Consider the following 24,220-nt stretch of genomic DNA (forward strand, 5'->3'; position numbering starts at 1 on the left):
TGGAGGCGGTATCCTTTTTAAGGCAATTTTTCTTTGCCTTAAAAAGATATAGCCGAGAGCGGGATTAGCTCCTTATAATTCAATAGAATCTCCGATTGGTAAAAGCATTAAATCTTTTCCTTTATCAAAAAATTTACGGATTGATTCTTCGTGATTGATTTCAATATAACCAAAAGTATCGTAGTGATATCCTAAAACTTTGTCACATTCTACAAAATCTGAAGCAATAATTGCATCTTCAACATCCATTGTGAAGTTGTTTCCGATTGGAAGAATTACTAAATCTAATTTTGTACGAAGCGGAATTAATTTCATATCGTAAGTCAAAGCAGTATCTCCAGCAATGTAGATATTTTTGTGTTCTCCTTCGATTACAAAACCTCCAGGATTTCCTCCGTATGTACCATCAGGAAAGCTGCTTGAGTGAATTGCGTTTACATATTTTACTTTTCCGAAATCAAATTTCCAGCTTCCACCGTGATTCATTGGGTGCGAATTGAATCCTTTTTTTGCGTAATAGCTTGCAATTTCAGCATTAGAAACGATAACTGCTTTTGTGTTTTGAGCAATAGCTTCAACATCTAAAACGTGATCTCCGTGAGCATGCGTCAATAAAATATAATCTGCTTTTATTGTGCTAAGGTTGATTGTTGCTGCTTGTGGGTTTCCAGTAATAAATGGATCCACAATAATATGTTTTCCTCCTACTTCAATTCCTAATGAAGCGTGTCCGTAGTATGTAATTTTCATTTGTTACTATTTAAATTAAACATTTGTTTTTATCTTCCTCCTAAAAAGAGGTTTACAATAATGTCTGAAATCAATGAAATCATACATACTGTAAGCAATATAGAAAGCAAAAATGTGCTTAATGCCAGTTTTTTCAATTCTGGATCTAATAATTTTGGATCTTGATTTTTGTAAACCGTGATTAAATGTTTTGTCAATGGAATATACGCCAGTAAAAACAAGTATTGATCGAAGTTATAATCACTCAAAATAGCGAAAATAACCACCAAAAGCATTGCACCGCCAATCAAAGTATAATGGTATATTTTAGCTTTTTCAGCTCCCATTTGTACTACAATTGTGTTTTTACCTGCTTTTTTGTCTGATTCCTGATCACGCATGTTGTTTAGGTTTAAAACCCCAACACTTAATAATCCGATTGCTACTGCTGGAAGAATTAAAAGCGGATCAACTTCTTTTGCGTATAAAAAGTTTACTCCTAAGGTGCTTACCAATCCGAAGAAAATGAAGACGAATAAATCTCCTAATCCTCTGTAACCATAAGCTGAATTACCCACAGTATATTTAATTGCCGCTACAATAGCTGCGATTCCTAACAATAGGAAAAAGATTGAATATCCGAAATTGTCTTTTCCGAAAGCAAAATAAATCAATATAATTGCAGACAATAAAGTCAAAAACGAAGTAATAATAATGGCTTTTTTCATTGCCTGAGGCGTAATAACACCACTTTGAATAGCGCGTTGTGGTCCTACTCGATCTGCGTTGTCAGTACCTTTTACTCCGTCGCCATAATCGTTTGCAAAATTGGATAAAACCTGTAATCCTAGCGTTGTCAATAGAGCAAAACCAAAAACTTTCCAGCTGAATACTTCTGTTGGAGTGTTGATCGTTTCTGTTGGATTTGACAAAGCATAAATACTTCCAACTATAATTCCGGAAACTGATAAAGGTAATGTGCGCAGTCTTGCGGCTTCAATCCAATGTTTCATTCTATTTTTTAGTTTATATGGTTTAAAGTTTCAGGTTTCAAGTTTATCACAGAACGTGTAACATGAAACTTGAAACCTGGAACAATTTTATTTAATTATGGTAACCACTTATTTTCACCAAAGTTTGGTTTTCTTTTTTCTAAGAAAGCGTTTCTTCCTTCTTTAGCTTCTTCGGTCATGTAAGCTAAACGTGTTGCTTCTCCTGCAAAAACTTGTTGACCAACCATTCCGTCGTCTGTTAAGTTCATTGCAAATTTTAGCATTTTTATAGATGTTGGCGATTTTTGAAGAATTTCCTGCGCCCACTCGTAAGCAGTAGCTTCTAACTCATCGTGAGGAATTACAGCATTTACCATTCCCATTTCAAAAGCTTCTTGAGCAGAATAATTTCTACCTAAAAAGAAGATTTCACGAGCTTTTTTCTGACCTACCATTTTAGCCAAATATGCCGATCCGTAACCACCGTCAAAACTTGTTACATCTGCATCAGTTTGTTTGAAAATAGCGTGTTCTTTACTTGCAAGCGTCATGTCGCAAACTACGTGCAAACTATGTCCGCCACCTACAGCCCATCCTGGAACAACCGCGATAACAACTTTAGGCATAAAACGAATTAAACGCTGTACTTCTAAAATATTTAAACGGTGCTGCCCGTCATCTCCAACATATCCTTGATGCCCACGAGCATTTTGATCTCCACCACTGCAGAAAGAGTAAACTCCGTCTTTTGTTGAAGGTCCTTCAGCAGAAAGTAAAACAACTCCAATTGAAGTGTCTTCTTGTGCATCGTAAAAAGCTTGGTATAATTCTGAAGTAGTTTTAGGACGGAATGCATTTCTAACATTTGGTCTGTTAAAAGCGATTCTCGCTACTCCATTGCATTTTTTATAAGTTATATCTTCAAATTCTCTGGCTGTAATCCAATCCATTTTGATTTTTTGTTTAAATAATTATACGGTAAAAATAAAGCATTTTTACTACTTTACCTACTCAATACGTCTTAAGTCTTTGCTAAATTGGCTTCCAATGTTAACAATTGGTATTTACTTACAAAAAATAACATTTTTTAACATTAGTTTAGAAAAATAATAATTAATTTTACACCCTAGAAATCAATGAGATACAATTCATTTCAAAGATTTCAGATTGATTTTCTTTCACTGATTTATTAACCTAAAAAATGATTTTTTTGAGAAAATTTAAAAAATTTGTCGCTCATTTTTTTAGGGTTTTAAGCAATAAACCTCAATTAAAGGAGCAAATGATTTATGTGTTTGTCGAAACTTCAAAAAGAAAAAAGTAACACCTAAGGTTAAATGTTAGAATTGTCTATTAATTAGTATAGAAATGATAACGAAAAGAGGAAAAAGTACTAATTCACCACTTTCTAAAAGTTATTTTATCAACCAATGGATGAGCCGTGAAATTCTCTTTTTTGATTTTAAGATAGGTGCATTGATTATTTAAAAGACATACCGTCGATGGAGCGATTTCTAAAATTTGTAAAGCTATTGTTCTGAGATGGATTCGAATTATTTTATTTCTGTTTTTTTTTAATTACAATTTTTTTTAAAACTGAATAAAAAGCGAAAGGCTGCCTGTAATGGGCAGCCTTTTGTGTTATACTAATTTTGCTGGCGCAAAATAAATCTCAAATTTTAATATTGGAATTTCTTGATCTTTACTCCTTCACAAGATAAATCCCGTCTTCTTTAATTTCAATCAGTTTTTCTTTATACAAAGAACCAATTGCTTTTTTAAATGATTTTTTACTCATCTTCAAAACTGTCTTAATGTCTTCTGGATGAGAATTATCGTTTAAACGAAGAAAACCTCTGCTGGCTCTTAATTCGCTTAATATTTTTTCTGCATTTGGCTCAATACTCTCAAAACCTTGAGCTTGAAGCGCAACATCTATTTTGTTGTCAGGACGAATGTTTTTAATATAACCACGCATTCTGTCTCCAGTTCTAATTGCATCATCATAAACTTCGTCTTTGTACAAAAGTCCTTTATGACGTTCGTTTATAATCACATTGATTCCCATATCGGTAATATGCGAAACAATTAAATCAACTTCTTCTCCTTTTTCAACAGTTAATTGATCGTTATTCAAAAACTGATTTGTTTTACTTGAAGCTACCAAACGATTGGTTTGTTTGTCCAAATATAAATAAACCAAATAGCGTTTTCCTTTTTCCATTGGGCGCGCCTGTTCTTTAAACGGAACCAGAATATCTTTTTCCATTCCCCAGTCCATAAATGCACCAACATTATTGATGTAGTTTACTCTCAAAAGTGCAAATTCATTCAGTAAAATGTACGGAACCAAAGTTGTAGCAACTGGTCGCTGTTCGTGGTCTAAGTAAACAAAAACGATTAATTCTTCTCCAATTTCAAATACTTTTGGCACATATTTGTTTGGAAGTAAAACATCGTGAACTCCATCTGGATCATTTTCAGGATCTCCTAAAAACAAACCAACTTTGGTATCACGTAATATAGTTAAGGTGTTGTATTTTCCTATTTCTAGCATTTTAATATATTTCTAAGCAGTCAAACTGCTAAGTTTCTGAGGCGCAAAGGTACGAAGTTTGAAGCGGTACAAAGAAATTAATTTTAACAAAACTTAATTTGTAGGTAAAAATTAAAAAATCCCTTTATATACAGATGTTATAAAGGGATTTTAGGTTATGGTAAATTTTACTTTTTAATGTAAGTATTTGAAATACTGCTTCAAAATCTGATCATTCTCAAATGTCGGCGTGAAAATTTCTAAAATGCAAGGAGCTTCATTTGAATTATATAAAGACTGTATTCCATTTTCTAATGACTGGACATCTTGCGCTGTGAAATAATTCAATCCGTACATTTTTGCTAAATGCTCCGCTGTCAGCTTATGTGATGTTTCGAAATAAGTATTGAAAACTGGTTTTTCTTGGTGTCCAGGCAAAATTCTAAAGATTCCCCCTCCTCCATTATTAATCAAAATAATTTTGAAGTTTTTAGGAATATAAGAATTCCATAAAGCATTGCTGTCGTATAAAAAGCCAATGTCTCCGGTAACAAAAACGGTTTGCTTGTCGTTTCCAACCGCAGCACCAATTGCTGTAGAAGTGCTTCCGTCGATTCCGCTTGTTCCTCGATTACAGAAGACTTCAATAGAAGCATCAATATCGATTAATTGCGCATAACGAATAGCAGAACTATTGCTTATTTGTAGTAAACTATTTTTAGGCAACGATTCAATTATTTTTTCGAAAACCTTGAAATCTGAAAAACCTATTTTACTCAAATATTTTTTTCTTCTTTCAAGTCTCGTTTTGTAAACTGTATCAATGTTTTTGAAATAATTACTTTTTACAAAAGATGTTTTTGAAAATAGATCTTTAAAAAAATCATTTGGCTGCATTACAAAATGTTTTGTCAATGCATCAAACGTATCATAAGCACGCAAAGTGTCAATATGCCAATGCTGTTTTGGTTTGTATTTTCTAAGGAATCCTTTAATTCTTTTTGAAACCACCATTCCGCCAAAAGTCACTAAAACTTCTGGATTAAATTGCTTAAAATCAAAATCATCGAAAGGTGTAATTAAAGTATCAATTGAATTGATAAAACTTTCGTGATGAAGATTTGAAGTCGTTTCTGTAAGCACTACAACTGACGGATCTGAAGCAAGATTCTCGATAATTTCTTGATCGATGCTATTGGCTTCATTTACTCCAACCAAAATCAATTTTCGCTTTGCATTATCCCAAATAGAAACAAATTCTTCACTATTTTCTATCGTTTTTGGAGAATTATCCGTTTCTGGATTTGTTATTTTTGATTGTACTGAAAGCTCTAGTGTTGTTTCATATAAAGGTTCTTCAAAAGGCGCATTAATATGGACTGGCCCTTTTTTTAGAATAGCTGTTTCAATTGCCAAATTGATTTTCAAGTCATTTTCTTCAGATGCTTCTTCGGTTAAATTGGCATTGAAAACAGAATGATTAGCAAAAACATTTTCCTGACGAATCGTTTGTCCGTCACCAATATCTATTTTGCTTTGAGGACGATCTGCCGAAATCACAATCAATGGAATTTGGCTGTAGAATGCTTCTGCAAAAGCTGGATAATAGTTTAATAAAGCTGAGCCTGAAGTACAAACAATTGCAGTTGGCTGTTTGGTTTGCTGCGCAATTCCTAAAGCAAAAAAAGCGGCACATCGCTCGTCTGCAATACTGTAACAGGTGAAGTTTGGATTTTGCGCAAATCCGATAGTTAACGGTGCATTTCTAGATCCTGGAGAAATTATAATATTAACAATGCCTTTGGCAGATAAAATTTCGATAATGCTTTGTGCAAGCGCTATTTTGGGGTAAATCATTCCGGTCGTGTATTACTTTTTTCAAAGAAAAACCTTTGTCTAATTTTTCTTCTTCTTGCTTACAAAGTTACAAACTTCGCACTTGATTTATATTATAATTAGGAATATATTAAGGCTGTTTCTCAAAAAAGGGAATATATTTGTAAAATCGAATAATTACCAAAAGCCAGACCTAATATGCGTTTTTTACTTATACTATTTTTATCTGTTACTTTTCAAACCATAACTTCTCAGAATCAATTTGTTCCTGTTGATGTTCCGTATCAAACGGCTTTAGAAAATGCTAAAAAAGAAGGAAAACCGCTTTTTGTTATGCTTTACGCTGATTGGTGTCCACATTGTAATTTAATGAAAACCGAAGTTTTGAGTGATCCAACAGTTATGGATTTTTTGAATAAAAATTTTGTCTGCACTTATAAAAATATTGAAAAGGAAGAAGGAATTGCTTTAAAGAATAAATTCAATACCAAATCGCTTCCTACTTTTTTATTTATTGATGGTAATGAAACGCTAATTTATGCTTTAAAAGGCGAAATGAAAAAGCCTGAATTTCAGAATGAACTAAATAATGCTTTAAATCCGAAGATGCAATTGCCTCATTTAGAGAAGCAATTTCTTGCCGATCCTAGCAATTCAGATAAATTCTTTTATTATTTAAACACTTTAAGAAAAGGAAAAGACAGAACAGAATTATCAGTGCCAACACACATTTATTTGAACACACAATCTGACAGACAATTGGTTAGCGAATTGAACTGGCGCGTAATTGCTAACGGAGTTACCGATATTAAATCTAGAGAATTTCAGTATGTTTTAAACCATCAGAAAGAATTTGCTGCAGTAGCTTCTCAAAGTCGTATTGATCGTAAAATTGAAAGCATTGTAAACGAATTGCTTCGACCTTTGGTTGACAATTTAGACACTGTAAACTATTATAAACAAAGAGAAATAGCTAAATCTATTAGATTGCAAAAAACTGATTCTTTGGTTTTTAAATATGATTTAACCTTGGCTGAAAGAACCGAAAAATGGAATTTTTATAAAAAAGTTACTCTCGAAGACACTCAGAAATTGGTTTGGAACGATGCAAGTTTCTTAAAAGATATCGGAAATACTTATTTCAAACACATTAAAGACACTGAAAGTTTGAAAAAAGCAATTTCTTGGGTTGATCGTTCTTTAGAATTAAATGATTCTTATGATGGTAACTTGCTTGAAGCCAAGCTTTACAACAAAATAAAAAACAAGAAAAAGGCTTTAGAATATGCCAATAATGCCAAAGCCATAGCCAAAGAAATGGACTGGAATTCTAAAGAAGTAGACACTTTATTAGCTGAATTGAATACCAAATAACTACAATAATTACCAATGAGCATTATTTTAAGACCTGCAACAACAAACGATTTACAAAAAATTCTAGAAATTGTAAATCATTCCATTTTGCATACTACTGCAAATTATAGCTACGAAACTCAAACTTTAGAAGTTCAGACAAAATGGTTTGAAGATAAAACGGCCAAAAATCTTCCTGTTGTTATAGCCGATTTAGATGGCGAAGTGGTTGGTTTTGGAAGTTACGGGCAATTTAGAGAAAAAATAGGCTATCAATATACCGTAGAACATTCTGTTTATGTGGTAGATAATATTATCGGAAAAGGAATTGGTTCTAAACTTTTGACTGAATTAATTCGTTTAGCAAAAGAACAAGGATATCATGTTATGATTGGCGCGATTGACGCTGATAATGCTGGAAGCATTGCTTTTCATGAAAAATTCGGATTTGTTGCTACAGGTACAATTCGCGAGGTTGGCTACAAATTTGACCATTGGTTAGATTTGGTTTTTATGCAATTAATTTTATCCTAACCGCAAAGAGCGCCAAGAATTACGCAAAGTTCGCAAAGTATTTAAAAACTCTGTCCCTTTGCCTCTTTGTAACTTTGAAACTAAAAAAAAACTCAAATTTTGAATATTCAAAATTTGAGTTTTTTTTATGTCTTAGCTTTTAATCCAATTGATTACTTCAGGATCTGTTGGTAAAGTTTTTGGTTTAATTACCTTTACCAATTCACCTTTTTCGTTGATTAGGTATTTTTGAAAATTCCATTCTACTTCAGAATCTTGCAAACCGTTTTTCGATTTTTCAGTTAAGAATTTGTACACATCGCACATGTCGCTTCCTTTAACTGAAACTTTACTCATCATTGGGAAAGAAACTCCGTAATTCTGTTGGCAGAATGATTCGATTTCTTTATTTGATCCTGGCTCCTGAGATGCAAAATTGTTTGCAGGAAAACCAACAATTACAAATCCTTTATCTTTATATTCTTTATAAATAGCTTCCAAATCTTTGTATTGTGGAGTTAGTCCGCATTTTGAAGCCGTGTTGACAATCATGATTTTTTTACCTTTTAAAGAGGCAAAATCAAAAGTGTCTCCTGATAAATCTTCTACTTTGAATTGATAAATTGTTTCTTTTGCCATGGCTTTATCTTTTTTAGATAATTTGTTTGTACTGGTTTGAGCATTTAATCCTGTCGCCGACAACATAACTGCTCCAAATAGCATCAATAATATTTTTTTCATCTGATAATTTTTTATAAAATTAGCTAAAATCCATTTCACAAAAACTATTTTAAGTCTTTAATTTTTGCCAATCAAAAGTTAAATAAAAAATGAAGCCTAACGTTAATCAGACGTTAGGCTTCTCCCCATACAAACAAATCAAACCATGAATTAATTATTATGCAATCTTTTATAAGTTATAGTTGATGACTCGGTTATTTCGAAAATTTCTTTAACCCCCATATGTCAAACGTCTTTCAAAAAAATATTTTATTGGCTTGTATGATGTAGAATTTAAATTCTAAAATAATCGCGAGACATATTAAAAAAATCTTCTGTTTGGAAGTCCGAGTGCATCAACTATTTAATATTTTCAATTCTTGATATTTGTAACGCTTGCTAAAGCATCTTTCAAAAAATCTTTCTCTGTAAAAACAGTCAGTGTCAAAACTGTTGTTAATCCAACTATTAATATTTTGACTATTATTTTGCTATCCATATGTCTTTAATAATTATTATAACAACAGTTTTTGAATTTAAAATAAAGGCATGTAAGATCTTTCTTGGCTTATTAAATACATTTACGTAATTGGATTGTTTTTGGTTTTAAAAAAAGTAAAAAAAAATGCACTTTTTTTGCGAACCCTTTATTTACTTAGGTTTTGGACTATTAAAAAAAATAAAAAAGTGAGGAAAAAATAATTTAATTTTATAACAGGTTAACATATAATGCTTCAATTTCTAATGTTTAAACTTAAAAATACCAATCTATGAGTCAAGAAGAACTGCTAGTTTTAATTTACAAAAAGGACGAAAAAGCTTTCACGCATTTGTACGATATGTACTCAAAAAGTTTATTTTCAGTAATTCATGTCCTAATCAAAAATCGCGAAGAAGCTGAGGATGTACTTCAGGATGTTTTTGTCAAAATCTGGAAAAACATTGATTCTTATAACGAAAGCAAAGGACGATTTTATACTTGGATCTTAAATATCGCTCGAAACACATCGATCGATAAACTTCGTTCTAAAGATTTTAATAACAGCCAAAAAAACCTTTCATCAGATAATTTCGTAAATCTATTAGATGAGAGCAATAAATTGAGCCATAAACTTGATGCAATCGGAATTCAGGAATTTGTAAAAAAACTGAAACCAAAATGTATCGAAATAATCAATTTATTATTCTTTAAAGGATATACCCAGCAAGAAGCTTCAGAAGAATTGGCGATGCCACTGGGAACTATCAAAACGCAAAATAGAAACTGTATTAACGATTTACGTAATTATTTAAAGATATAATGGAAGCACAAGAATATATAGAATCAGGAATTTTAGAGCTGTACGTGTATGGCTTATTAAGCGAAAAAGAAAATCTAGAGATTGCCGCACTAACAAAAAATAATCCTGATGTAGACCAGGAAATTATTTCGATAGAAAAGGCTATTATAGCTCTTTCGTCTAGCTTTTCTCCTTTCCATTCTGTGGAGAACTTTGAGAAAATTAAAGCTCGCCTGGAATTGAAACACGGAAAAGTAGTTGAAATGAAACCCGCTTCAAACTGGTCACAATATGTGGGTTGGGCAGCGGCAGTACTTTTACTGTTAGGTTTAGGATACCAAACTTTAGAATTAACAAAAACAAAAGAAGCTATCTCTACTGTTGGAAATGAGAAAAATAAAATAGAAAGAGAGTATGCCTATTTAGGAGAGCAAAATAAGGAAATCCAGAAAAACTTAAACATTGTAAGAGATGTTAAAAATACAGGTGTAACCCTTGGCGGTCAAGCGGTATCTCCAAAATCTTATGCAAAAGTATACTGGAACCAACAAACTAAGACTACTTACATTGATGCGGCTGGTTTACCAACTCCACCAAAAGGAATGGTTTATCAAGTTTGGTCTTTAAAATTGAGTCCGGTTCTTACGCCGACAAGTATTGGTTTATTGGATGATTTTGAAGGAAATTCTCAGAAAATCTTTGCTGTAAGCCAAACCGATTCTGCTGAAGCATTTGGAATTACGTTAGAGCCTGCTGGCGGAAGCCCTACTCCAACAATGACACAGCTTTATACTTTAGGAAAAGTTTAAAAATCAGAGTTTTATAAAAAGTTAAAAACGCGTATTAGAAATAATATGCGTTTTTTTATTATTTTTAATTGACTAAAAAAACAAATCATGTCTGGAACTTTTCTTTTAAGAATAGCTGTTGCCATAATACTTCTCACACATTCTGTTTTTGGAATGTTTAATAATGGTATTAATGATTTTGGAAATTTATTTCTAAACCAAATCGGTTTTGCTCCTTTTGGTGTATTTCTGGCTTGGAGCATCAAATTATCTCATGTTGTTGCTGCAATTCTTCTTTTAAGCAATAAATACATCAAAGCGGCTGGATTTGTAACGATTTTTGTTCTCGTTATGGGAATTATTTTGGTCCATTTTAAAGAAGGCTGGTTTGTTGTTGGCGGCGGAAGAAATGGTGTGGAGTACAATTTCCTTTTAATAATTGTTTTGTTTGCAATAATGTACCCGAACGGTTTAAAAAAGAGTCAAAATACTAATCTTTAAATTCGGTTTTAGAAATGGAAATAGAATGCAAAAATTGTCATCAGATTTTTAAAGGTCATTATTGCAACAACTGTGGCCAGACTTCAGAAACTCATAAAATAAATGCTCATTTTTTGTGGCATGACATTCAGCATGGTTTATTGCATTTTGATAAAGGAATTCCATATTCGCTAAAACAATTATTTACTAGACCAGGGCATTCTGTCCGCGAATTTATCGAAGGCAAAAGAGTTCATCATTTTAAACCTTTGTCTTTGGTTGTTCTTTTAGCAGCGTTATATGGGGTTTTATATCATTACTTTCACATTAATACTTTTCCTGAGTCTGACGGAAAATCAGTAAATTATCATGAATTTAATGAATGGATGGCAACGCATTATTCCTGGGTAATCATTGCAACAATTCCTATTTATACGATTGGAACTTATACCGTTTTTAGAAAACAAGGATATAATTATTTTGAATTTTTCGTATTAAATACTTTTAAAGCATCACAACGCCTTTTTGTCCAGATTTTAACGTTTCCTATATTGCTTTATTTGAATGGAACACCTCAGATTCAAAAATTTTCATCTTTAACTTATTTTATCGGACTAATATTAATTTTTTGGACTAATATTCAGTTCTTCAATAAAATATCAAAAACAAAGGCATTCTTTTTAAGCATCTTAAGTCATATGATATTTTTGATTTGCTTTTTTATAATTGCAGTCATCGTATATACTGTTATAGAAAATTATTAAACTATTAGCTTTAATTTTTCATATAAACCTTTTTCGCCACTTGCCGTAATTAATACCGCTCTTGAATTCTCGATTCTTCTAATCCAGTTTAATTCAAACATTTTATTTAAAAATGCTGCAGCTAAGGAGCCCGAAAAATGATGCTTTCGTTCGCTCCAATCCAAACAAGGCTTTGCAAAAAAGCGTCTTTGTTTTTTTAAAGCTTCTAAATCGATTCCTAAACTTGCAAAAAAGAGTTCTCCTTTTTCAGTAACAACAAATGTCTTATTGTCTAATGCAATATATTCGTGTTCTATAAATTTCTCGGTAATTTCAACTCCAATTTTCCCTGCCAGATGATCATAACAAGTACGACAATATTTTACTCCTGAATTATTATCGATCACATTCTTTCGTCTATTTTGCGGTATTAAACTAGCAATACCTTCAATAACAGTTGCTATTTCCGGATTCAATAACTTATAATATTTATGTCTTCCCTGACTTTCAACTGTTAGTAAATCGGCTTTAATCAGTTTCGATAAATGAATACTTATGTTTTGTGGTGAGGTTTCAGCAATATTTGCCAATTCAGTTGCAGTGTAAGCTCTGTTGTCTAACAATGTCCATAATATTACAGATCGCACAGGGTCACCAATTAAGGTGCTTATTCTTTTAATTTCATCATTCATATTGCAACAACCATAGTTAAGTTTCAATTTAAGTCTCAAAGTTATTTCTATTTTATTTTTGTTTAAAAAAATATGAGAAAAAACATTACATATCTTTTCTTGGCGCTAAGCTATTTCATCTATGCACAAACAGAAAAATCTATCCTTAATTCAAAAAAAAACAATTTCTATGGAAATATTAAGAACCCAAAGTCATATTCCCGAACTAAAAATAGCGCTTAACCACCTAGCTCCAGAAATGCCAGCAAAGAATTATCCTGTACTTTTTCTTCATGGTTCATCATTTCCTTCTTCACTTTCATTTGGTTTTGAAATGAATAATTCATCATGGATGAAAAATTTATCTGAAAACGGATATGATGTTTATGCGCTTGATTTTCTAGGTTATGGTAATTCTGATCGATATCCCGAAATGAAAAAACCTTTAACAAAAGTTGTTGGAAGAGCGGTCGATGCTTTTGAAGATGTACAAAAAGCAGTAGATTATAATCTTGAAAGAACAGGAAAAAATAAAATTTACTTGATTGGGCACTCGTGGGGAGGCTCAGTAGCAGCCTTATATGCTTCTAAAGTTCCCGATAAAATAGAAAAGCTAGTTTTATTTGCTGCAATAACTGTAAAAAATGAGGATTCGGAGATTGAAAAAGTAAATGCTTCAAGTGAAGAAATGAGTCCGTCTCAACGAATAAATGCCATGAAAAGTTTGACTCCTTCTGATAAAGAGTGCCAATTAGAACCCGAAATATTTGAAACATGGGGAGAAAATTGGAGAAAAAGCGATCCTTTAGCTTTGAATTTAAAAAATTCAGTTGTTAAATATCCTTCAGGACCTTCAGCTGATGTTGAAGATTTGTTACATAATAATCCTTATTATGATCCAAAAAAGATTACAGCGCAAACAATGATTATCAGAGGTGAATGGGATAAATATCCTAATAATAATGACGCAGAGGGCTTGTTTCTATCATTAGAAAATGCAAAATCAAAAAAATATGTTGTCATACAAAAAGGCACTCATGTTATGCAACTTGAAAAAAGTCGAATTGATTTGTATAATGAAACACTTCATTTCTTCAATGATGAAAAATTCATTTCTGATAAAAAACAACATGATATTGCAGTAATTTTTGAAGTTATTCCGAATAAAGATTGCAAAGAAAACTATCTTGAAATTGCCAGTAATCTTAAGCCTCAGTTAGAAAAAATAGAAGGTTTTATTTCAATTGAAAGGTTTTATAGCATTTCTAATCCCGACAAAATATTATCATTATCATTTTGGAAAGATGAAAAAGCAATTCAAGAATGGCGCAATCTTGAGAATCATCGAAATGCACAATCAAAAGGTAGAGATTTTATTTTTAAAGATTATCATTTAAGAATTGCAAATGTGGTCAGAGATTACGGAATGTTTGATCGAAATGAAACACCAACTGACAGCAAAAAAGCCCATCACTAAAAAACAAAAAGGTTCAACATAAAGTTGAACCTTTTTTATTTGAATTAATAATTATTGTGAATTATTATTTCTTTACTTTTTTAGTTTTATAGTATTTTCTATACTTAGGATAAGTAATAGCTCCAATTACAGTAATTGTAATCAAGCAATAGTAAATCCAGCTTAATGAATGCGCTTCACCACTTGCATAAGAGTGTAAACCAACTAAGTGGAAGTTTACTCCATAATATGTAAACAAGATCGAAACAAAAGCATACATCGTCATTAAGTTAAAGAACCATTTTCCTCTTAAAGCTGGTACAAAACGAGCGTGAATTACAAATGCATAAATCATGATCGAAATTAAAGCCCAAGTTTCTTTTGGATCCCATCCCCAGTAACGTCCCCAGCTTTCATTTGCCCATTGTCCTCCAAGGAAGTTTCCAATAGTTAACATGATAAGACCAATTGTAACGGCCATTTCGTTAATATAACTTACCTCTTTAAGATGTAAATCCATTTTGGCTTTGTTTTTATCATTCGTAAAGAAAATCAATACTAGGCCAACAAATCCTAAAATCATTCCTAAAGCAGTTGGACCATAACTTCCAACAATCACGGCAACGTGAATCATTAACCAATAAGAATTCAAAACTGGCTGTAAGTTTGCAATTTCTGGATCGATCCAATTAAGGTACGCCGCCATTAAAATCATTGCTGTAACGAATGCTGATGAAGCAACAGTTAATTTTGATTTTCTATCAAAAGCCAATCCGAAGAACATCGTTGACCAAGCTACATACACTATAGATTCGTAAGCGTTACTCCAAGGTGCGTGACCAGAAATATACCAACGAGCTATTAATCCTATTGTATGAACAACAAATAACAATCCTACAAAAACATGGAACCCATTTATAACATAACGAATCCACTTTTTCTCAAAAAAGATATTGATAATTGTAAACATCAACATAAAAATTGAAACTGTAATGTACCAATAAGGCAACACCTTGAAAACGTCATATTTATTATATGCTATTTCGGCATCAATTTTCTGTTCACTTGGTCTTACTTTAGCTCCAAATTTCTTTTGAAAACCATTTATACTTTCTACTAAATTATCTGCTGTATCGAAGTTTTTTTCGATAGAACCGTTATTTAAAGCACTAAAGTATAATGGAAGAATTTGTTTCACATAAGTAGAATCCATTCCTTTAAAACCAGCACTTTCACGTTCTAAATAAGAAACCCATTTATGATTTGGATCATTTGGAATTGGGAAGATTCTTAAAATGCTTCCGCTTAATGCAGATTCCATTAAGTTTACTTTCTTATCTGTTTCAATAAAGTCTTTTTCAAAACTATTTGGATTTCCTGCTTTATAAGCAGCATCTAAATAAGGAGATAACTTATAATTTCCTTGCTCATCAAAGAATTTTACAAACGGTGCAAATTTATCTTTAGAATCAATTCCGATAATTTTACGAATACTATCATTTTTAGTATTAATATAGATAATTGGAACTTGAATCCAAACCTGAGCATACTGCGTCATAGATAAGAAAACCTGATCAGAATTCATTCCGTTATAATGATCATCATGACTTACTTTACGAAGTAATTCAGATGAAAACGTATTAATCGGCTTCATTCTTCCTCCAGCATCCTGAATAATCAAACGACCAAATTTTGCTGCGTGTGATTCTGGCGCTTTATAAATATTCAATAAAGAATCTAATTGTTTCTTGCTTGGTGCAGCTGTAACGTGATTAGCATGATCATTTGGATCTGCACTATGATTATGTTCGTGTTCATGAACATGCCCTGGAGTATGAACATGTGGCGCTTCTTGAGCAAATCCATTTAAACCAATCAATAAAAATAAAATAGTGATTAGCTTTTCTTTTTTCTTCTGAATCGCTTCCAATTTCTTTTTCAAATCGCCAAAACGAGAATGTTTAGTAAACATAATTGCCATTAAACCAATGTATAATAGAAAATAACCTAAATAAGTAATATTAGTTCCCCAAAAATCATGGTTTACAGATAAAACAGTTCCTTTTTCGTCTGGATCAAATGAAGATTGGAAGAAACGGAATCCTTTATAATCTAAAACGTTATTCATAAAAATATCTGCATCAAAAGTTTCTGTAGAATCCTGAACAGTCACTTTACTTTTGTATGAAGAATAACTTTTTTCTGTACCAGGATATTTCTCTGCGATAAAGTCGTTCAAACGAATTTTAAATGGTAAAACATAAGCTTTACTTCCGAAGAATAAAGAATATTCTATATTACCGATTTTAACCGTTTTAGCTTCTCCAACCTGACCTTTGTTACCAAAAACCATTACTTCTTTTTCTTGCCCTTCAGCTTTAACTTTAACAACCAAAGCATCTGTATGAGATTTAGCTTTAAAGTCATTATTAGATTCATAATCCACTTTTCCTTTCAATGGTGGCTCTGGGAAAACAATTCTAATATCTCCAATGCTGTACAAAGAACGCATCATTAAAGGCTGTACGTTGTCTTTAGTAACTTTTCCTTTAAACTGATCTGCCATTCGCATAAACTCACCTTCAAAAGGAGTTTGAATAGTGTATTCTTTGCCAGTTGTATTGATGTTAATTGCTCCGTCAGTTGGCTTATTTAAAGCGAATAAAACATTGTGAATGTTCTGAACTTCACCCTCTTTTAGGTAATGTTCTTCACGTCCGCCCGCTCCTGCTTCAACTAATTTTAAGTATAAAATTCCGTTTGGATCTGGTTTTACAACTTCTTTAGCTCCCATGATGTAATTTGAATACGTAATTTCAAAAGGAGTTTCGTCAAATTTACCTGAAAGAGAAAAGTCATTGTTAGTCACAGGGGAAAGCAACAGATTTTTCTCGAAAACTCTACGTTTCATTTCGCCTTTATATTCACCGTCAACAAAAACAGTCAAGAATGTTTTATCTGAATAAACTTGATTTTCTGCAGCGCCTTCGCGAATTGGCATCATTCCTTCGTAACTAATATAACGAGTAATAAAAGCTCCTAAAATGATAAAAACAAAGGCAAGGTGAAGTAAAAGAGTTGCCCATTTTTCTTTTTTATGCAGTTGATATTTTTTGATATTTCCGAAGAAATTAATCATAAAGATGGCCATAATTGCCTCAAACCACCATGTATTGTAAATTAGTATTCTAGCCGTATCGGTATTGTATTTACTTTCGATAAAAGTTCCAACACCCATTGCAATTGCGAATGTTAAAAAAAGAACGGCCATTAAACGTGTAGAAAACAAAAAAGAGAATATTTTTTTATCCATTTCTTAGGGATTACATTGTATAAAAGTGCGACAAAAGTACTTAAAAATGTTGATTAGCAGGCTCTGGCTTTTGTTAATAAAAACCAAAAATAAAGACTATTTTTCAAACAAATTGATAATACAGAAAGTTTAAACTTACAAAATAAATCAATTTTTATTAAACAATGATTTTTATCAAAAAAGTGTTATAATTCAAACAAAAAAGAGAACAATAAAAACTTCGAAAAACCATTATCAATAATCGATAGACTCTTAACATTAAAAAAATAATACTAATTTTGCTTTCATGATTCAGATAACAATAATCGGTTCCGGCAATGTTGCGCAGCATTTGATAAATGCTTTTTCTGCTAGCAAAATTATTGAAATAAAACAGGTTTTTTCGCGAAAGAAAGAAGCCTTACTTCATTTGATTGATTCTGAAAAGATTGTAACAGATTTTCAAGCATTAGAACCTGCTGATTTGCATATCATTTCAGTTTCAGACAACGCGATTACAGAGGTTTCAGATCAGCTTCCTTTTAATAATCAATTGGTTGTTCATACTTCGGGAACATCTTCAATAGAACTTTTAAATCCAAAAAATCGTCGTGGCGTTTTTTATCCGCTTCAGACATTTTCTAAGAATAAAGAATTAGACTATTCTGTTGTTCCTTTCTGTTTAGAAGCAGAAAATACAGCCGATTTCAAGCTTTTGGAAACCATTGCAAAAAGCGTTTCAACAGCCGTTTATTCAATAAGTTCAGAACAACGTAAAGCGCTTCATGTCGCAGCTGTCTTTGTGAGCAATTTTACTAATCATTTATACCAATTAGGACACGAAATCTGTGAGGAAAACCAAGTTCCTTTTGCTGTTTTAAAACCTTTAATTCAAGAAACAGCAGACAAAATCAATACGCTTGATCCTATTGATGCGCAAACAGGTCCTGCAATTCGCCACGATTCTAATACAACCGATGCGCACATGGCCTTTTTACAAGACGAAAACAAAAAAAATATCTATAAAATCCTAACACAATCTATACAGCATAATGGGAAAAAGTTATAAAGAAATAATGAATGACATCACAACGTTTGTTTTTGATGTAGATGGCGTACTTACAGACGGTTCTGTTTTTGTAACCAATGAAGGCGAAATGTTAAGAACAATGAATATTCGTGATGGTTACGCAATGAAAGCAGCTATTGAAAGCGGTTATCATGTTTGCATTATTTCTGGAGGAAGCAATGAAGGCGTTCGTGTTCGTCTACGTAATTTAGGCGTTAACGATATTCATTTAGGAACTCCTGACAAAGTGAAAACTTTTACAGCTTACTGCGAAACCAACAATATCAAACCTGAAAATGTATTGTATATGGGAGACGATATTCCTGATTTTCATGTTATGAAATTAGTTGGACTTCCAACTTGCCCGCAAGATGCGAGTCCAGAAATTAAAACGTTATGCCGATACATTTCACACGTAAAAGGCGGACGAGGCGCAGCAAGAGACGTAATCGAACAAGTGATGAAAGTACAAGGAAAATGGATGGATTATTTTAACGGAAAACACGATTAAAGTTTTCAGTCGCAGTCACAGTTTTCAGTTAGCTATAAACCTTTGAACCATTGTTTCCCCAAAACCTTTGTACCTTAGAAAAATGAAATTTCTCAAACTTATTCGTTATAAGAACCTTTTAATGCTTGCTTTTATGCAGCTGCTTTTTCGTTATGCCTTTTTAAAACAACAAAATGTTCCGTTGGCATTAGCTGACTGGCAATACGGATTGTTGGTTTTAAGCACTGTTTTATTAGCTGCTGCAGGTTATGTAATTAATAATATTTACGATGTAGGAACAGATAGCATCAACAAACCAAACGATGTTGTTGTTGGAAAAGGAATTACAGAAACTGCTGCTTACAATATTTATATAGGTTTGAACATTTCTGGTGTTGCAATTGGTTTTATTCTTTCGAATATTATCATGAGACCGACTTTTGCTTCTCTTTTTATTTTAATTGCTTCACTTCTATATTTTTATGCTACGAGTTTAAAACAAATTATGATTTTAGGCAATTTTGTAGTGGCTCTTCTTTTAGCAGCAAGCGTATTAATAATTGGAGTTTTTGATCTTTTTCCTGCGACAACAGGCGAAAATCAAGCGCAAATGGCAAGTCTTTTTTCTATTTTAACCGATTATGCTTTATTTGCTTTTATAATTAATTTTATTCGTGAAATTGTAAAAGATATTGAAGATGTAAATGGCGATTATAACATGGGATTGAATACTTTGCCTGTTGCAATTGGAGTTAACAGAGCTGCAAAAATTGCTTTAGGTCTTACTATTATTGCGTTTATCTTATCTGCGCTGTATTGCAATACTTATTTCATGCAAAATAAGCTTTACATTACTGTATTTTATTCTTTTGCAACAGTTTTAGCTCCGTTGCTTTATTTTGTTGTGAAAATATTCAGTGCAAAAACTCAAAAAGAATTTCATCACTTAAGTAACATCTTAAAACTCATTTTGTTCTTCGGAATTTTATCAATCTTGGTTATTGCCTTAAATATCAAATACAATGCTTAAAGAAAAACTAAAAAAATATAAAATCATTTTAGCTTCGGGTTCTCCTCGCAGACAGCAGTTTTTTAAGGATTTAGATCTTGATTTTGAAATTCGTTTAAAAGATATTGAAGAAATTTATCCGCCAGAATTGAAAGCAGCTGAAATCACCGATTATCTTGCTGAATTAAAGGCAAATGCTTTTGAAGGCGAATTGGCAGCAAACGAAATCTTGGTTACAAGCGATACAATCGTTTGGCATCAAAATAAAGCTTTAGGAAAGCCAAAAAGTGCTGAAGAAGCTTTTGCAATGATCAAATCGATGTCGAATACAACGCATGATGTAATCACTTCAGTTTGTTTTAAAACGAAAGACTCCTCTACTCTTTTGCACGATATTACCAAAGTAACTTTCAACGATTTGTCTGACGAAGCTATTTTATATTACATCGAAAACTATAAACCTTACGATAAAGCTGGCGCTTATGGCATTCAGGAATGGTTTGGTTTTATGGCAGTTGCAAAAGTTGAAGGCTCTTATACGAATGTTATGGGACTTCCGACAGCCAAAGTTTATGAATTTTTGACTACATTAGTGTAAAAAATTTATTTATGTTTTCTGTTAAAGAGTATAGCCGAGAGATAATTGCCACAATCGTTCTTATTGTTGTTTTGATTGTGCTGCGAATGGTAATCGCCAAATTAATAAAGCGTTTTGCTTATACAAGCCAATTGTTTGAACATCGTACCAATTTGGTTATCAAGTATATTAATATTTTGATGAACATTCTAGTAGTAACAAGTTTAATTGTAATTTGGGGAGTTCAAACAGAAGATATTTTTATTACGATTTCTTCTATTGCAACCGTAATTGGCGTTGCTATGTTTGCACAATGGTCTATTTTGAGCAATATTACTTCTGGAATGGTTTTGTTCTTTTCTTTTCCTTTTAGAATTGGAGACACAATTAAAATACACGACAAAGATTTTCCTATTGAAGCTGAAATTGAAGACATTAATACTTTTCACGTAAGTTTAAAAACAAAAGAAGGAGAAAAAATTGTTTTCCCAAATAATTTACTCCTTCAAAAAGGAATTTCTATTATTCCTGCAAAGTATGAAGAACGCGAATTTTTTGATTAAAATGTAATGGGAATTTTATAACGGGCACGAGAAAAGCTAGAACGTAAAATGACAAATAAAGCGTAATATTTGTTATATAAATTCAGCTAAATAAAATCAAAATGACTCGGCCCATAACATTACCCTTTTATGCAAAACTTTCCTTTATTCTTGTTACTTTAATTTGTTTTGCATTTATTTTTTGCATCGGAAAAGATATTCTTACGCCCGTTTTAATGGCGTTTCTTTTTGCAGTTTTACTGTTGCCAATCTTTACTTTTTTAAACACAAAACTTAAATTTCCAAGGCATCTTGCCGCGATTATTTGCCTGGCTATATTTATATCTATAATTGTAGCAGTCCTAGCTTTTATTTCTTATCAAGCGACTTATATGGCAAATGATTTTGATACGATAAAGAAAAACGCAAATTCCTTTATTCTTGAAATTCATAAATTTATAAGAGAAAATTTCCAAGTAAGCATTGGCGATCAAAAGAAATATTTAGATTCTGTTACCCAAGACTCCGTTAAAACTGGACAGGCAAAACTAGGTTCGTTTATAGTTTCTATAAGTGATGTTCTTTTAGACAGCACTATTATGATTGTTTACACCTTTCTATTTTTAATTTATAAAGAACATTTTAAATTATTTTTTGCCAAATTAATAAAACAAGAACATCATGCTGTTTTACAGGATATTTTGTCTCAGATAAAAGTTTCGATCAACAATTATATCGTGAGTTTAATTATTGAAATGATTGTTGTTTCAGTATTGACGAGTTTAGGTTTGTGGATCATTGGCGTAAAATATTTCATCCTTCTCGGATTGATTACAGGAATTCTGAATCTGATTCCTTACATCGGAATTTTTGTTGCTGGAGTTATTACCGTTTTGGCTTCATTAACAGGATCTGGCGAAATTTCAGTAATTGTCGGAATTCTTATTGTTAATATTATTGTTCAGTTTATTGATAATAATCTGCTTGTGCCTTTAATTATAAATTCTAAAGTAGAAATAAATGCTTTTGTTTCCATCATGGGAATCATTATTGGAGGTGCCGCCGCAGGAATTGCAGGAATGTTTTTAGCAATTCCGCTTCTAGCAATTCTTAAAATTATTTTTGATCGAATTGACTCGCTTTCTGCTTGGGGATACCTTATGGGAAATCATGTTCCGCGGAAATTTGTCTGGAGAAAAAGAAAAATCACAACAGAAAATTAAAAATAACGTTATGCTAGCATAACATTTATTTATTCCTTATATTCATATAAACTTAAAACTATTAGAAGAAAACTACCGAATGTCTTTACACAAAAAAATACTGTTTTTTATTTTGTTGTGCTTTTGTTTACAAAGCGGATATGCTCAGGTAGATAAAACAAAAAAAGAGCCAAAAGCACAAAAAGACACTACAGAAATATATACCAAAATCAGGAATTATTCTAAGAAAAATAAGTTTACGCAAACCATGCATAAATTGTTCTTTAGGTCTAAAAAGCCAAAGAAAAAAGATGAATTGCTCGTGCCTATCGATTCAACCAATTACGAAGGGAAAATTATTCGAAAGATCGATATTATCACTTTAGATCCTTTTGGACATTCTGTTGCTGATACAATGCAGGTGCCCAAAAATTGGGGAGAAAGAATGGGTAATCGGCTTCATTTGAAAACCAAGAAGTTTGCTATTTATAATTTATTGCTTTTCAAGAAAAATACTCCGTACAATACCTATAAAGTTCTCGAGACAGAGCGTTTGATTCGTGCACAGCGTTATGTTACAGCAGTTCGAATTTCCAACCAAACTGTTGGACAAGCTTCAGATTCTGTAGATGTTACGATTCGTGTTTTAGATTCGTGGAGTACAATTCCGAGATTTTCTATTTCTAGCAATCAAATGTCGATTGGTTTTAAAGAAAAAGATTTTTTTGGAACTGGACAGCAATTAGAATATCGTTTCACCAATCGTTTTGATGATGGACGAAATGGTAATGAAGCAACATATACAGTTCCAAATATTAAGAATACTTATATTGGTACTGTACTTCATTATAACATGGATTTAGACAATAACTATATTAAAAGTATAGATGTTGAGCGAGACTTCTACTCTCCTTTAACTAAATGGGCGGGCGGAATTTATGTTGATGAAAGTTTTAGAAAAGATACGCTTCAAGCGCCAGATATGACATTTGCCTATCAGCCAAAAAAATATACGTCGCAAGATCTTTGGGCTGGATATGCTTTTAAAATGTACGAAGACCAACATAAAGCGATAACCAATCTAATTACAACAGCGCGTTTTTTGAATGTCAATTACACCGAATCACCTTCAGAGATTTATGACCCAAATCATTTTTATTCTTCTGAAAAGCTAATTCTAAGCGGAATTGGATTGAATACTCGAAAATTTATAAAAGACAGTTATATTTTTAGAAATGGACAAACAGAAGACGTTCCGATTGGACGAATTTACGGTGTCACTTTTGGCTATCAATATAAAAACACTTTCTGGCGGCCTTATGTTGGAGCGCAGTTTTCTTTTGGAAATTATTATCGATTAGGATTTCTAAGTATGAATTTTGAAGCGGGAACTTTTTTCCATCAATCCAAAACATATCAAACTTCATTTTTGTTTGAATCCAATTATTTTACAAAATTATATAGCGTCGGAAATTGGAAAATTAGACAATTTATAAATCCGAAAGTTGTAATCGGAATCAACCGAGATGATATTATTGGAGATCAATTAAATATTAATGAACAAAACGGAATCGCCGGTTTCAACAGCTATTTGTATGGAACGAGTAAAGCCGTTTTGTCATTGCAGACACAGACTTATTCTCCGCATTCTTTATTAGGTTTCCGTTTAAACCCATTTTTCAATTATTCTATTGCAGTTTTAGGAAGCCCAGAAGTTGCTATGACAAAAAATAAACCTTATTCTAAATTAACTGTCGGATTGCTAATCAGTAATGACTATTTGGTTTTCAGTTCATTCCAACTTTCACTTTCATACTATCCAAGTATTCCGCAACAAGGAGATAATGTTTTCAAAACAAATACTTTTGAAACTACCGATTATGGGCTTCAAAGTTTTGAACTTGCAAAGCCTAGAGTTGTCAATTACAAATAATTTTTTTTC

22 protein-coding genes are annotated in these 24,220 nt (G+C 32.1%); 14 read left to right on the plus strand and 8 right to left on the minus strand.

Features of this window, described 5'->3' with window-relative positions:
- Window positions 1-72: 72 nt before the first annotated feature.
- The 5 genes from ACE01P_RS04510 to menD form a co-directional block, all read right to left on the minus strand.
- Window positions 73-750, minus strand: a complete 678-nt coding sequence (locus ACE01P_RS04510) for a metal-dependent hydrolase (protein WP_379694693.1) — start codon at window positions 748-750, stop codon at window positions 73-75.
- A gap of 29 nt (window positions 751-779) precedes the next feature.
- Complete coding sequence (gene menA, locus ACE01P_RS04515; RefSeq protein WP_379694696.1) at window positions 780-1,742, minus strand: 1,4-dihydroxy-2-naphthoate octaprenyltransferase; 963 nt, start codon at window positions 1,740-1,742, stop codon at window positions 780-782.
- Window positions 1,743-1,837: 95 nt separating this feature from the next.
- The gene (locus ACE01P_RS04520; protein WP_012024845.1) at window positions 1,838-2,671 is read right to left on the minus strand and encodes a 1,4-dihydroxy-2-naphthoyl-CoA synthase; all 834 of its coding nucleotides are present in this window, start codon (window positions 2,669-2,671) and stop codon (window positions 1,838-1,840) included.
- Between the two features lie 752 nt (window positions 2,672-3,423).
- Entirely contained in the window at window positions 3,424-4,278 is an 855-nt protein-coding gene (locus ACE01P_RS04525) for a S1 RNA-binding domain-containing protein (protein ID WP_379694698.1), read from the minus strand.
- Window positions 4,279-4,452: 174 nt separating this feature from the next.
- A complete protein-coding gene (gene menD, locus ACE01P_RS04530; RefSeq protein WP_379694701.1) occupies window positions 4,453-6,114 on the minus strand; it encodes a 2-succinyl-5-enolpyruvyl-6-hydroxy-3-cyclohexene-1-carboxylic-acid synthase in 1,662 nt (553 codons plus the stop codon).
- A gap of 177 nt (window positions 6,115-6,291) precedes the next feature.
- Between menD and ACE01P_RS04535 the strand changes: the two genes are divergently transcribed.
- Both ACE01P_RS04535 and ACE01P_RS04540 read left to right on the plus strand, forming a co-directional pair.
- Complete coding sequence (locus tag ACE01P_RS04535) at window positions 6,292-7,467, plus strand: thioredoxin family protein (protein ID WP_379694703.1); 1,176 nt, start codon at window positions 6,292-6,294, stop codon at window positions 7,465-7,467.
- A 15-nt stretch (window positions 7,468-7,482) separates the two neighbouring features.
- Window positions 7,483-7,980 (plus strand): GNAT family N-acetyltransferase, encoded by a 498-nt coding sequence (locus ACE01P_RS04540; RefSeq protein WP_379694706.1) that lies wholly within the window; start codon window positions 7,483-7,485, stop codon window positions 7,978-7,980.
- Window positions 7,981-8,112: 132 nt separating this feature from the next.
- Here ACE01P_RS04540 and ACE01P_RS04545 read toward each other — a convergent pair whose 3' ends face one another.
- Entirely contained in the window at window positions 8,113-8,700 is a 588-nt protein-coding gene (locus ACE01P_RS04545) for a glutathione peroxidase (protein ID WP_379694709.1), read from the minus strand.
- A 749-nt stretch (window positions 8,701-9,449) separates the two neighbouring features.
- Between ACE01P_RS04545 and ACE01P_RS04550 the strand changes: the two genes are divergently transcribed.
- From ACE01P_RS04550 to ACE01P_RS04565, 4 genes are all read left to right on the plus strand, one after another.
- Entirely contained in the window at window positions 9,450-9,980 is a 531-nt protein-coding gene (locus ACE01P_RS04550; RefSeq protein WP_379694712.1) for an RNA polymerase sigma factor, read from the plus strand.
- A complete protein-coding gene (locus tag ACE01P_RS04555; protein ID WP_379694715.1) occupies window positions 9,980-10,768 on the plus strand; it encodes an anti-sigma factor domain-containing protein in 789 nt (262 codons plus the stop codon). The genes ACE01P_RS04550 and ACE01P_RS04555 overlap by 1 nt, the downstream gene beginning before the upstream one ends.
- An 87-nt stretch (window positions 10,769-10,855) precedes the next feature.
- On the plus strand, window positions 10,856-11,248 hold the full coding sequence (locus ACE01P_RS04560) for a DoxX family protein (protein WP_379694718.1): 393 nt from the start codon (window positions 10,856-10,858) through the stop codon (window positions 11,246-11,248).
- Window positions 11,249-11,262: 14 nt separating this feature from the next.
- Window positions 11,263-11,991, plus strand: a complete 729-nt coding sequence (locus ACE01P_RS04565; RefSeq protein WP_379694721.1) for a DUF3667 domain-containing protein — start codon at window positions 11,263-11,265, stop codon at window positions 11,989-11,991.
- Here the strand turns inward: ACE01P_RS04565 and ACE01P_RS04570 are convergent.
- On the minus strand, window positions 11,988-12,662 hold the full coding sequence (locus tag ACE01P_RS04570; protein WP_379694725.1) for an ArsR/SmtB family transcription factor: 675 nt from the start codon (window positions 12,660-12,662) through the stop codon (window positions 11,988-11,990). The genes ACE01P_RS04565 and ACE01P_RS04570 overlap by 4 nt on opposite strands.
- Before the next feature lie 169 nt (window positions 12,663-12,831).
- On the opposite strand from ACE01P_RS04570, the gene ACE01P_RS04575 reads away from it, so the two are divergent.
- A complete protein-coding gene (locus ACE01P_RS04575) occupies window positions 12,832-14,118 on the plus strand; it encodes an alpha/beta fold hydrolase (protein ID WP_379694728.1) in 1,287 nt (428 codons plus the stop codon).
- Between the two features lie 64 nt (window positions 14,119-14,182).
- Here the strand turns inward: ACE01P_RS04575 and ccsA are convergent, their stop codons facing one another.
- The gene (ccsA, locus tag ACE01P_RS04580; protein ID WP_379694731.1) at window positions 14,183-17,410 is read right to left on the minus strand and encodes a cytochrome c biogenesis protein CcsA; all 3,228 of its coding nucleotides are present in this window, start codon (window positions 17,408-17,410) and stop codon (window positions 14,183-14,185) included.
- A gap of 286 nt (window positions 17,411-17,696) precedes the next feature.
- On the opposite strand from ccsA, the gene ACE01P_RS04585 reads away from it, so the two are divergent.
- The 7 genes from ACE01P_RS04585 (at window position 17,697) to ACE01P_RS04615 (ending at window position 24,211) form a co-directional block, all read left to right on the plus strand.
- Window positions 17,697-18,458 carry a Rossmann-like and DUF2520 domain-containing protein gene (locus ACE01P_RS04585; RefSeq protein WP_379694733.1) on the plus strand — a complete coding sequence of 254 codons (762 nt, stop codon included), beginning with the start codon at window positions 17,697-17,699 and terminating at the stop codon, window positions 18,456-18,458.
- Window positions 18,442-18,969, plus strand: coding sequence for a KdsC family phosphatase (locus tag ACE01P_RS04590; protein ID WP_379694735.1), 528 nt, complete (start codon window positions 18,442-18,444; stop codon window positions 18,967-18,969). Before ACE01P_RS04585 ends, ACE01P_RS04590 begins: the two co-directional genes overlap by 17 nt.
- An 82-nt stretch (window positions 18,970-19,051) precedes the next feature.
- On the plus strand, window positions 19,052-19,978 hold the full coding sequence (locus ACE01P_RS04595) for a geranylgeranylglycerol-phosphate geranylgeranyltransferase (protein WP_379694738.1): 927 nt from the start codon (window positions 19,052-19,054) through the stop codon (window positions 19,976-19,978).
- A complete protein-coding gene (locus tag ACE01P_RS04600; RefSeq protein ID WP_379694740.1) occupies window positions 19,971-20,555 on the plus strand; it encodes a Maf-like protein in 585 nt (194 codons plus the stop codon). Before ACE01P_RS04595 ends, ACE01P_RS04600 begins: the two co-directional genes overlap by 8 nt.
- Window positions 20,556-20,566: 11 nt before the next feature.
- Window positions 20,567-21,097: a mechanosensitive ion channel domain-containing protein gene (locus ACE01P_RS04605; protein WP_379694742.1), complete on the plus strand. Its 531-nt coding sequence runs from the start codon at window positions 20,567-20,569 to the stop codon at window positions 21,095-21,097.
- A gap of 101 nt (window positions 21,098-21,198) precedes the next feature.
- On the plus strand, window positions 21,199-22,299 hold the full coding sequence (locus ACE01P_RS04610; RefSeq protein WP_379694744.1) for an AI-2E family transporter: 1,101 nt from the start codon (window positions 21,199-21,201) through the stop codon (window positions 22,297-22,299).
- 79 nt (window positions 22,300-22,378) lie between these two features.
- Window positions 22,379-24,211 (plus strand): hypothetical protein, encoded by a 1,833-nt coding sequence (locus ACE01P_RS04615; RefSeq protein ID WP_379694747.1) that lies wholly within the window; start codon window positions 22,379-22,381, stop codon window positions 24,209-24,211.
- Window positions 24,212-24,220 lie beyond the last annotated feature (9 nt).

The organism is Flavobacterium sp. HJSW_4, assembly GCF_042436695.1.
Classification (GTDB): domain Bacteria; phylum Bacteroidota; class Bacteroidia; order Flavobacteriales; family Flavobacteriaceae; genus Flavobacterium.

Excerpts from the sequence above, each read along its gene's own strand:
- ACE01P_RS04550 (WP_379694712.1), top strand. The coding sequence starts at position 9,450 with ATGAGTCAAGAAGAACTGCTAGTTTTAATTTACAAAAAGGACGAAAAA.
- ACE01P_RS04560 (WP_379694718.1), top strand. The coding sequence starts at position 10,856 with ATGTCTGGAACTTTTCTTTTAAGAATAGCTGTTGCCATAATACTTCTC.
- ACE01P_RS04605 (WP_379694742.1), top strand. The coding sequence starts at position 20,567 with ATGTTTTCTGTTAAAGAGTATAGCCGAGAGATAATTGCCACAATCGTT.
- ACE01P_RS04540 (WP_379694706.1), top strand. The coding sequence starts at position 7,483 with ATGAGCATTATTTTAAGACCTGCAACAACAAACGATTTACAAAAAATT.
- menA (WP_379694696.1), bottom strand. The coding sequence starts at position 1,742 with ATGAAACATTGGATTGAAGCCGCAAGACTGCGCACATTACCTTTATCA.
- ACE01P_RS04510 (WP_379694693.1), bottom strand. The coding sequence starts at position 750 with ATGAAAATTACATACTACGGACACGCTTCATTAGGAATTGAAGTAGGA.
- ACE01P_RS04575 (WP_379694728.1), top strand. The coding sequence starts at position 12,832 with ATGGAAATATTAAGAACCCAAAGTCATATTCCCGAACTAAAAATAGCG.
- ACE01P_RS04555 (WP_379694715.1), top strand. The coding sequence starts at position 9,980 with ATGGAAGCACAAGAATATATAGAATCAGGAATTTTAGAGCTGTACGTG.
- menD (WP_379694701.1), bottom strand. The coding sequence starts at position 6,114 with ATGATTTACCCCAAAATAGCGCTTGCACAAAGCATTATCGAAATTTTA.
- ACE01P_RS04565 (WP_379694721.1), top strand. The coding sequence starts at position 11,263 with ATGGAAATAGAATGCAAAAATTGTCATCAGATTTTTAAAGGTCATTAT.
- ACE01P_RS04590 (WP_379694735.1), top strand. The coding sequence starts at position 18,442 with ATGGGAAAAAGTTATAAAGAAATAATGAATGACATCACAACGTTTGTT.
- ACE01P_RS04525 (WP_379694698.1), bottom strand. The coding sequence starts at position 4,278 with ATGCTAGAAATAGGAAAATACAACACCTTAACTATATTACGTGATACC.
- ACE01P_RS04520 (WP_012024845.1), bottom strand. The coding sequence starts at position 2,671 with ATGGATTGGATTACAGCCAGAGAATTTGAAGATATAACTTATAAAAAA.
- ACE01P_RS04595 (WP_379694738.1), top strand. The coding sequence starts at position 19,052 with ATGAAATTTCTCAAACTTATTCGTTATAAGAACCTTTTAATGCTTGCT.
- ACE01P_RS04545 (WP_379694709.1), bottom strand. The coding sequence starts at position 8,700 with ATGAAAAAAATATTATTGATGCTATTTGGAGCAGTTATGTTGTCGGCG.
- ACE01P_RS04600 (WP_379694740.1), top strand. The coding sequence starts at position 19,971 with ATGCTTAAAGAAAAACTAAAAAAATATAAAATCATTTTAGCTTCGGGT.
- ACE01P_RS04570 (WP_379694725.1), bottom strand. The coding sequence starts at position 12,662 with ATGAATGATGAAATTAAAAGAATAAGCACCTTAATTGGTGACCCTGTG.
- ACE01P_RS04610 (WP_379694744.1), top strand. The coding sequence starts at position 21,199 with ATGACTCGGCCCATAACATTACCCTTTTATGCAAAACTTTCCTTTATT.
- ACE01P_RS04585 (WP_379694733.1), top strand. The coding sequence starts at position 17,697 with ATGATTCAGATAACAATAATCGGTTCCGGCAATGTTGCGCAGCATTTG.
- ACE01P_RS04535 (WP_379694703.1), top strand. The coding sequence starts at position 6,292 with ATGCGTTTTTTACTTATACTATTTTTATCTGTTACTTTTCAAACCATA.
- ccsA (WP_379694731.1), bottom strand. The coding sequence starts at position 17,410 with ATGGATAAAAAAATATTCTCTTTTTTGTTTTCTACACGTTTAATGGCC.
- ACE01P_RS04615 (WP_379694747.1), top strand. The coding sequence starts at position 22,379 with ATGTCTTTACACAAAAAAATACTGTTTTTTATTTTGTTGTGCTTTTGT.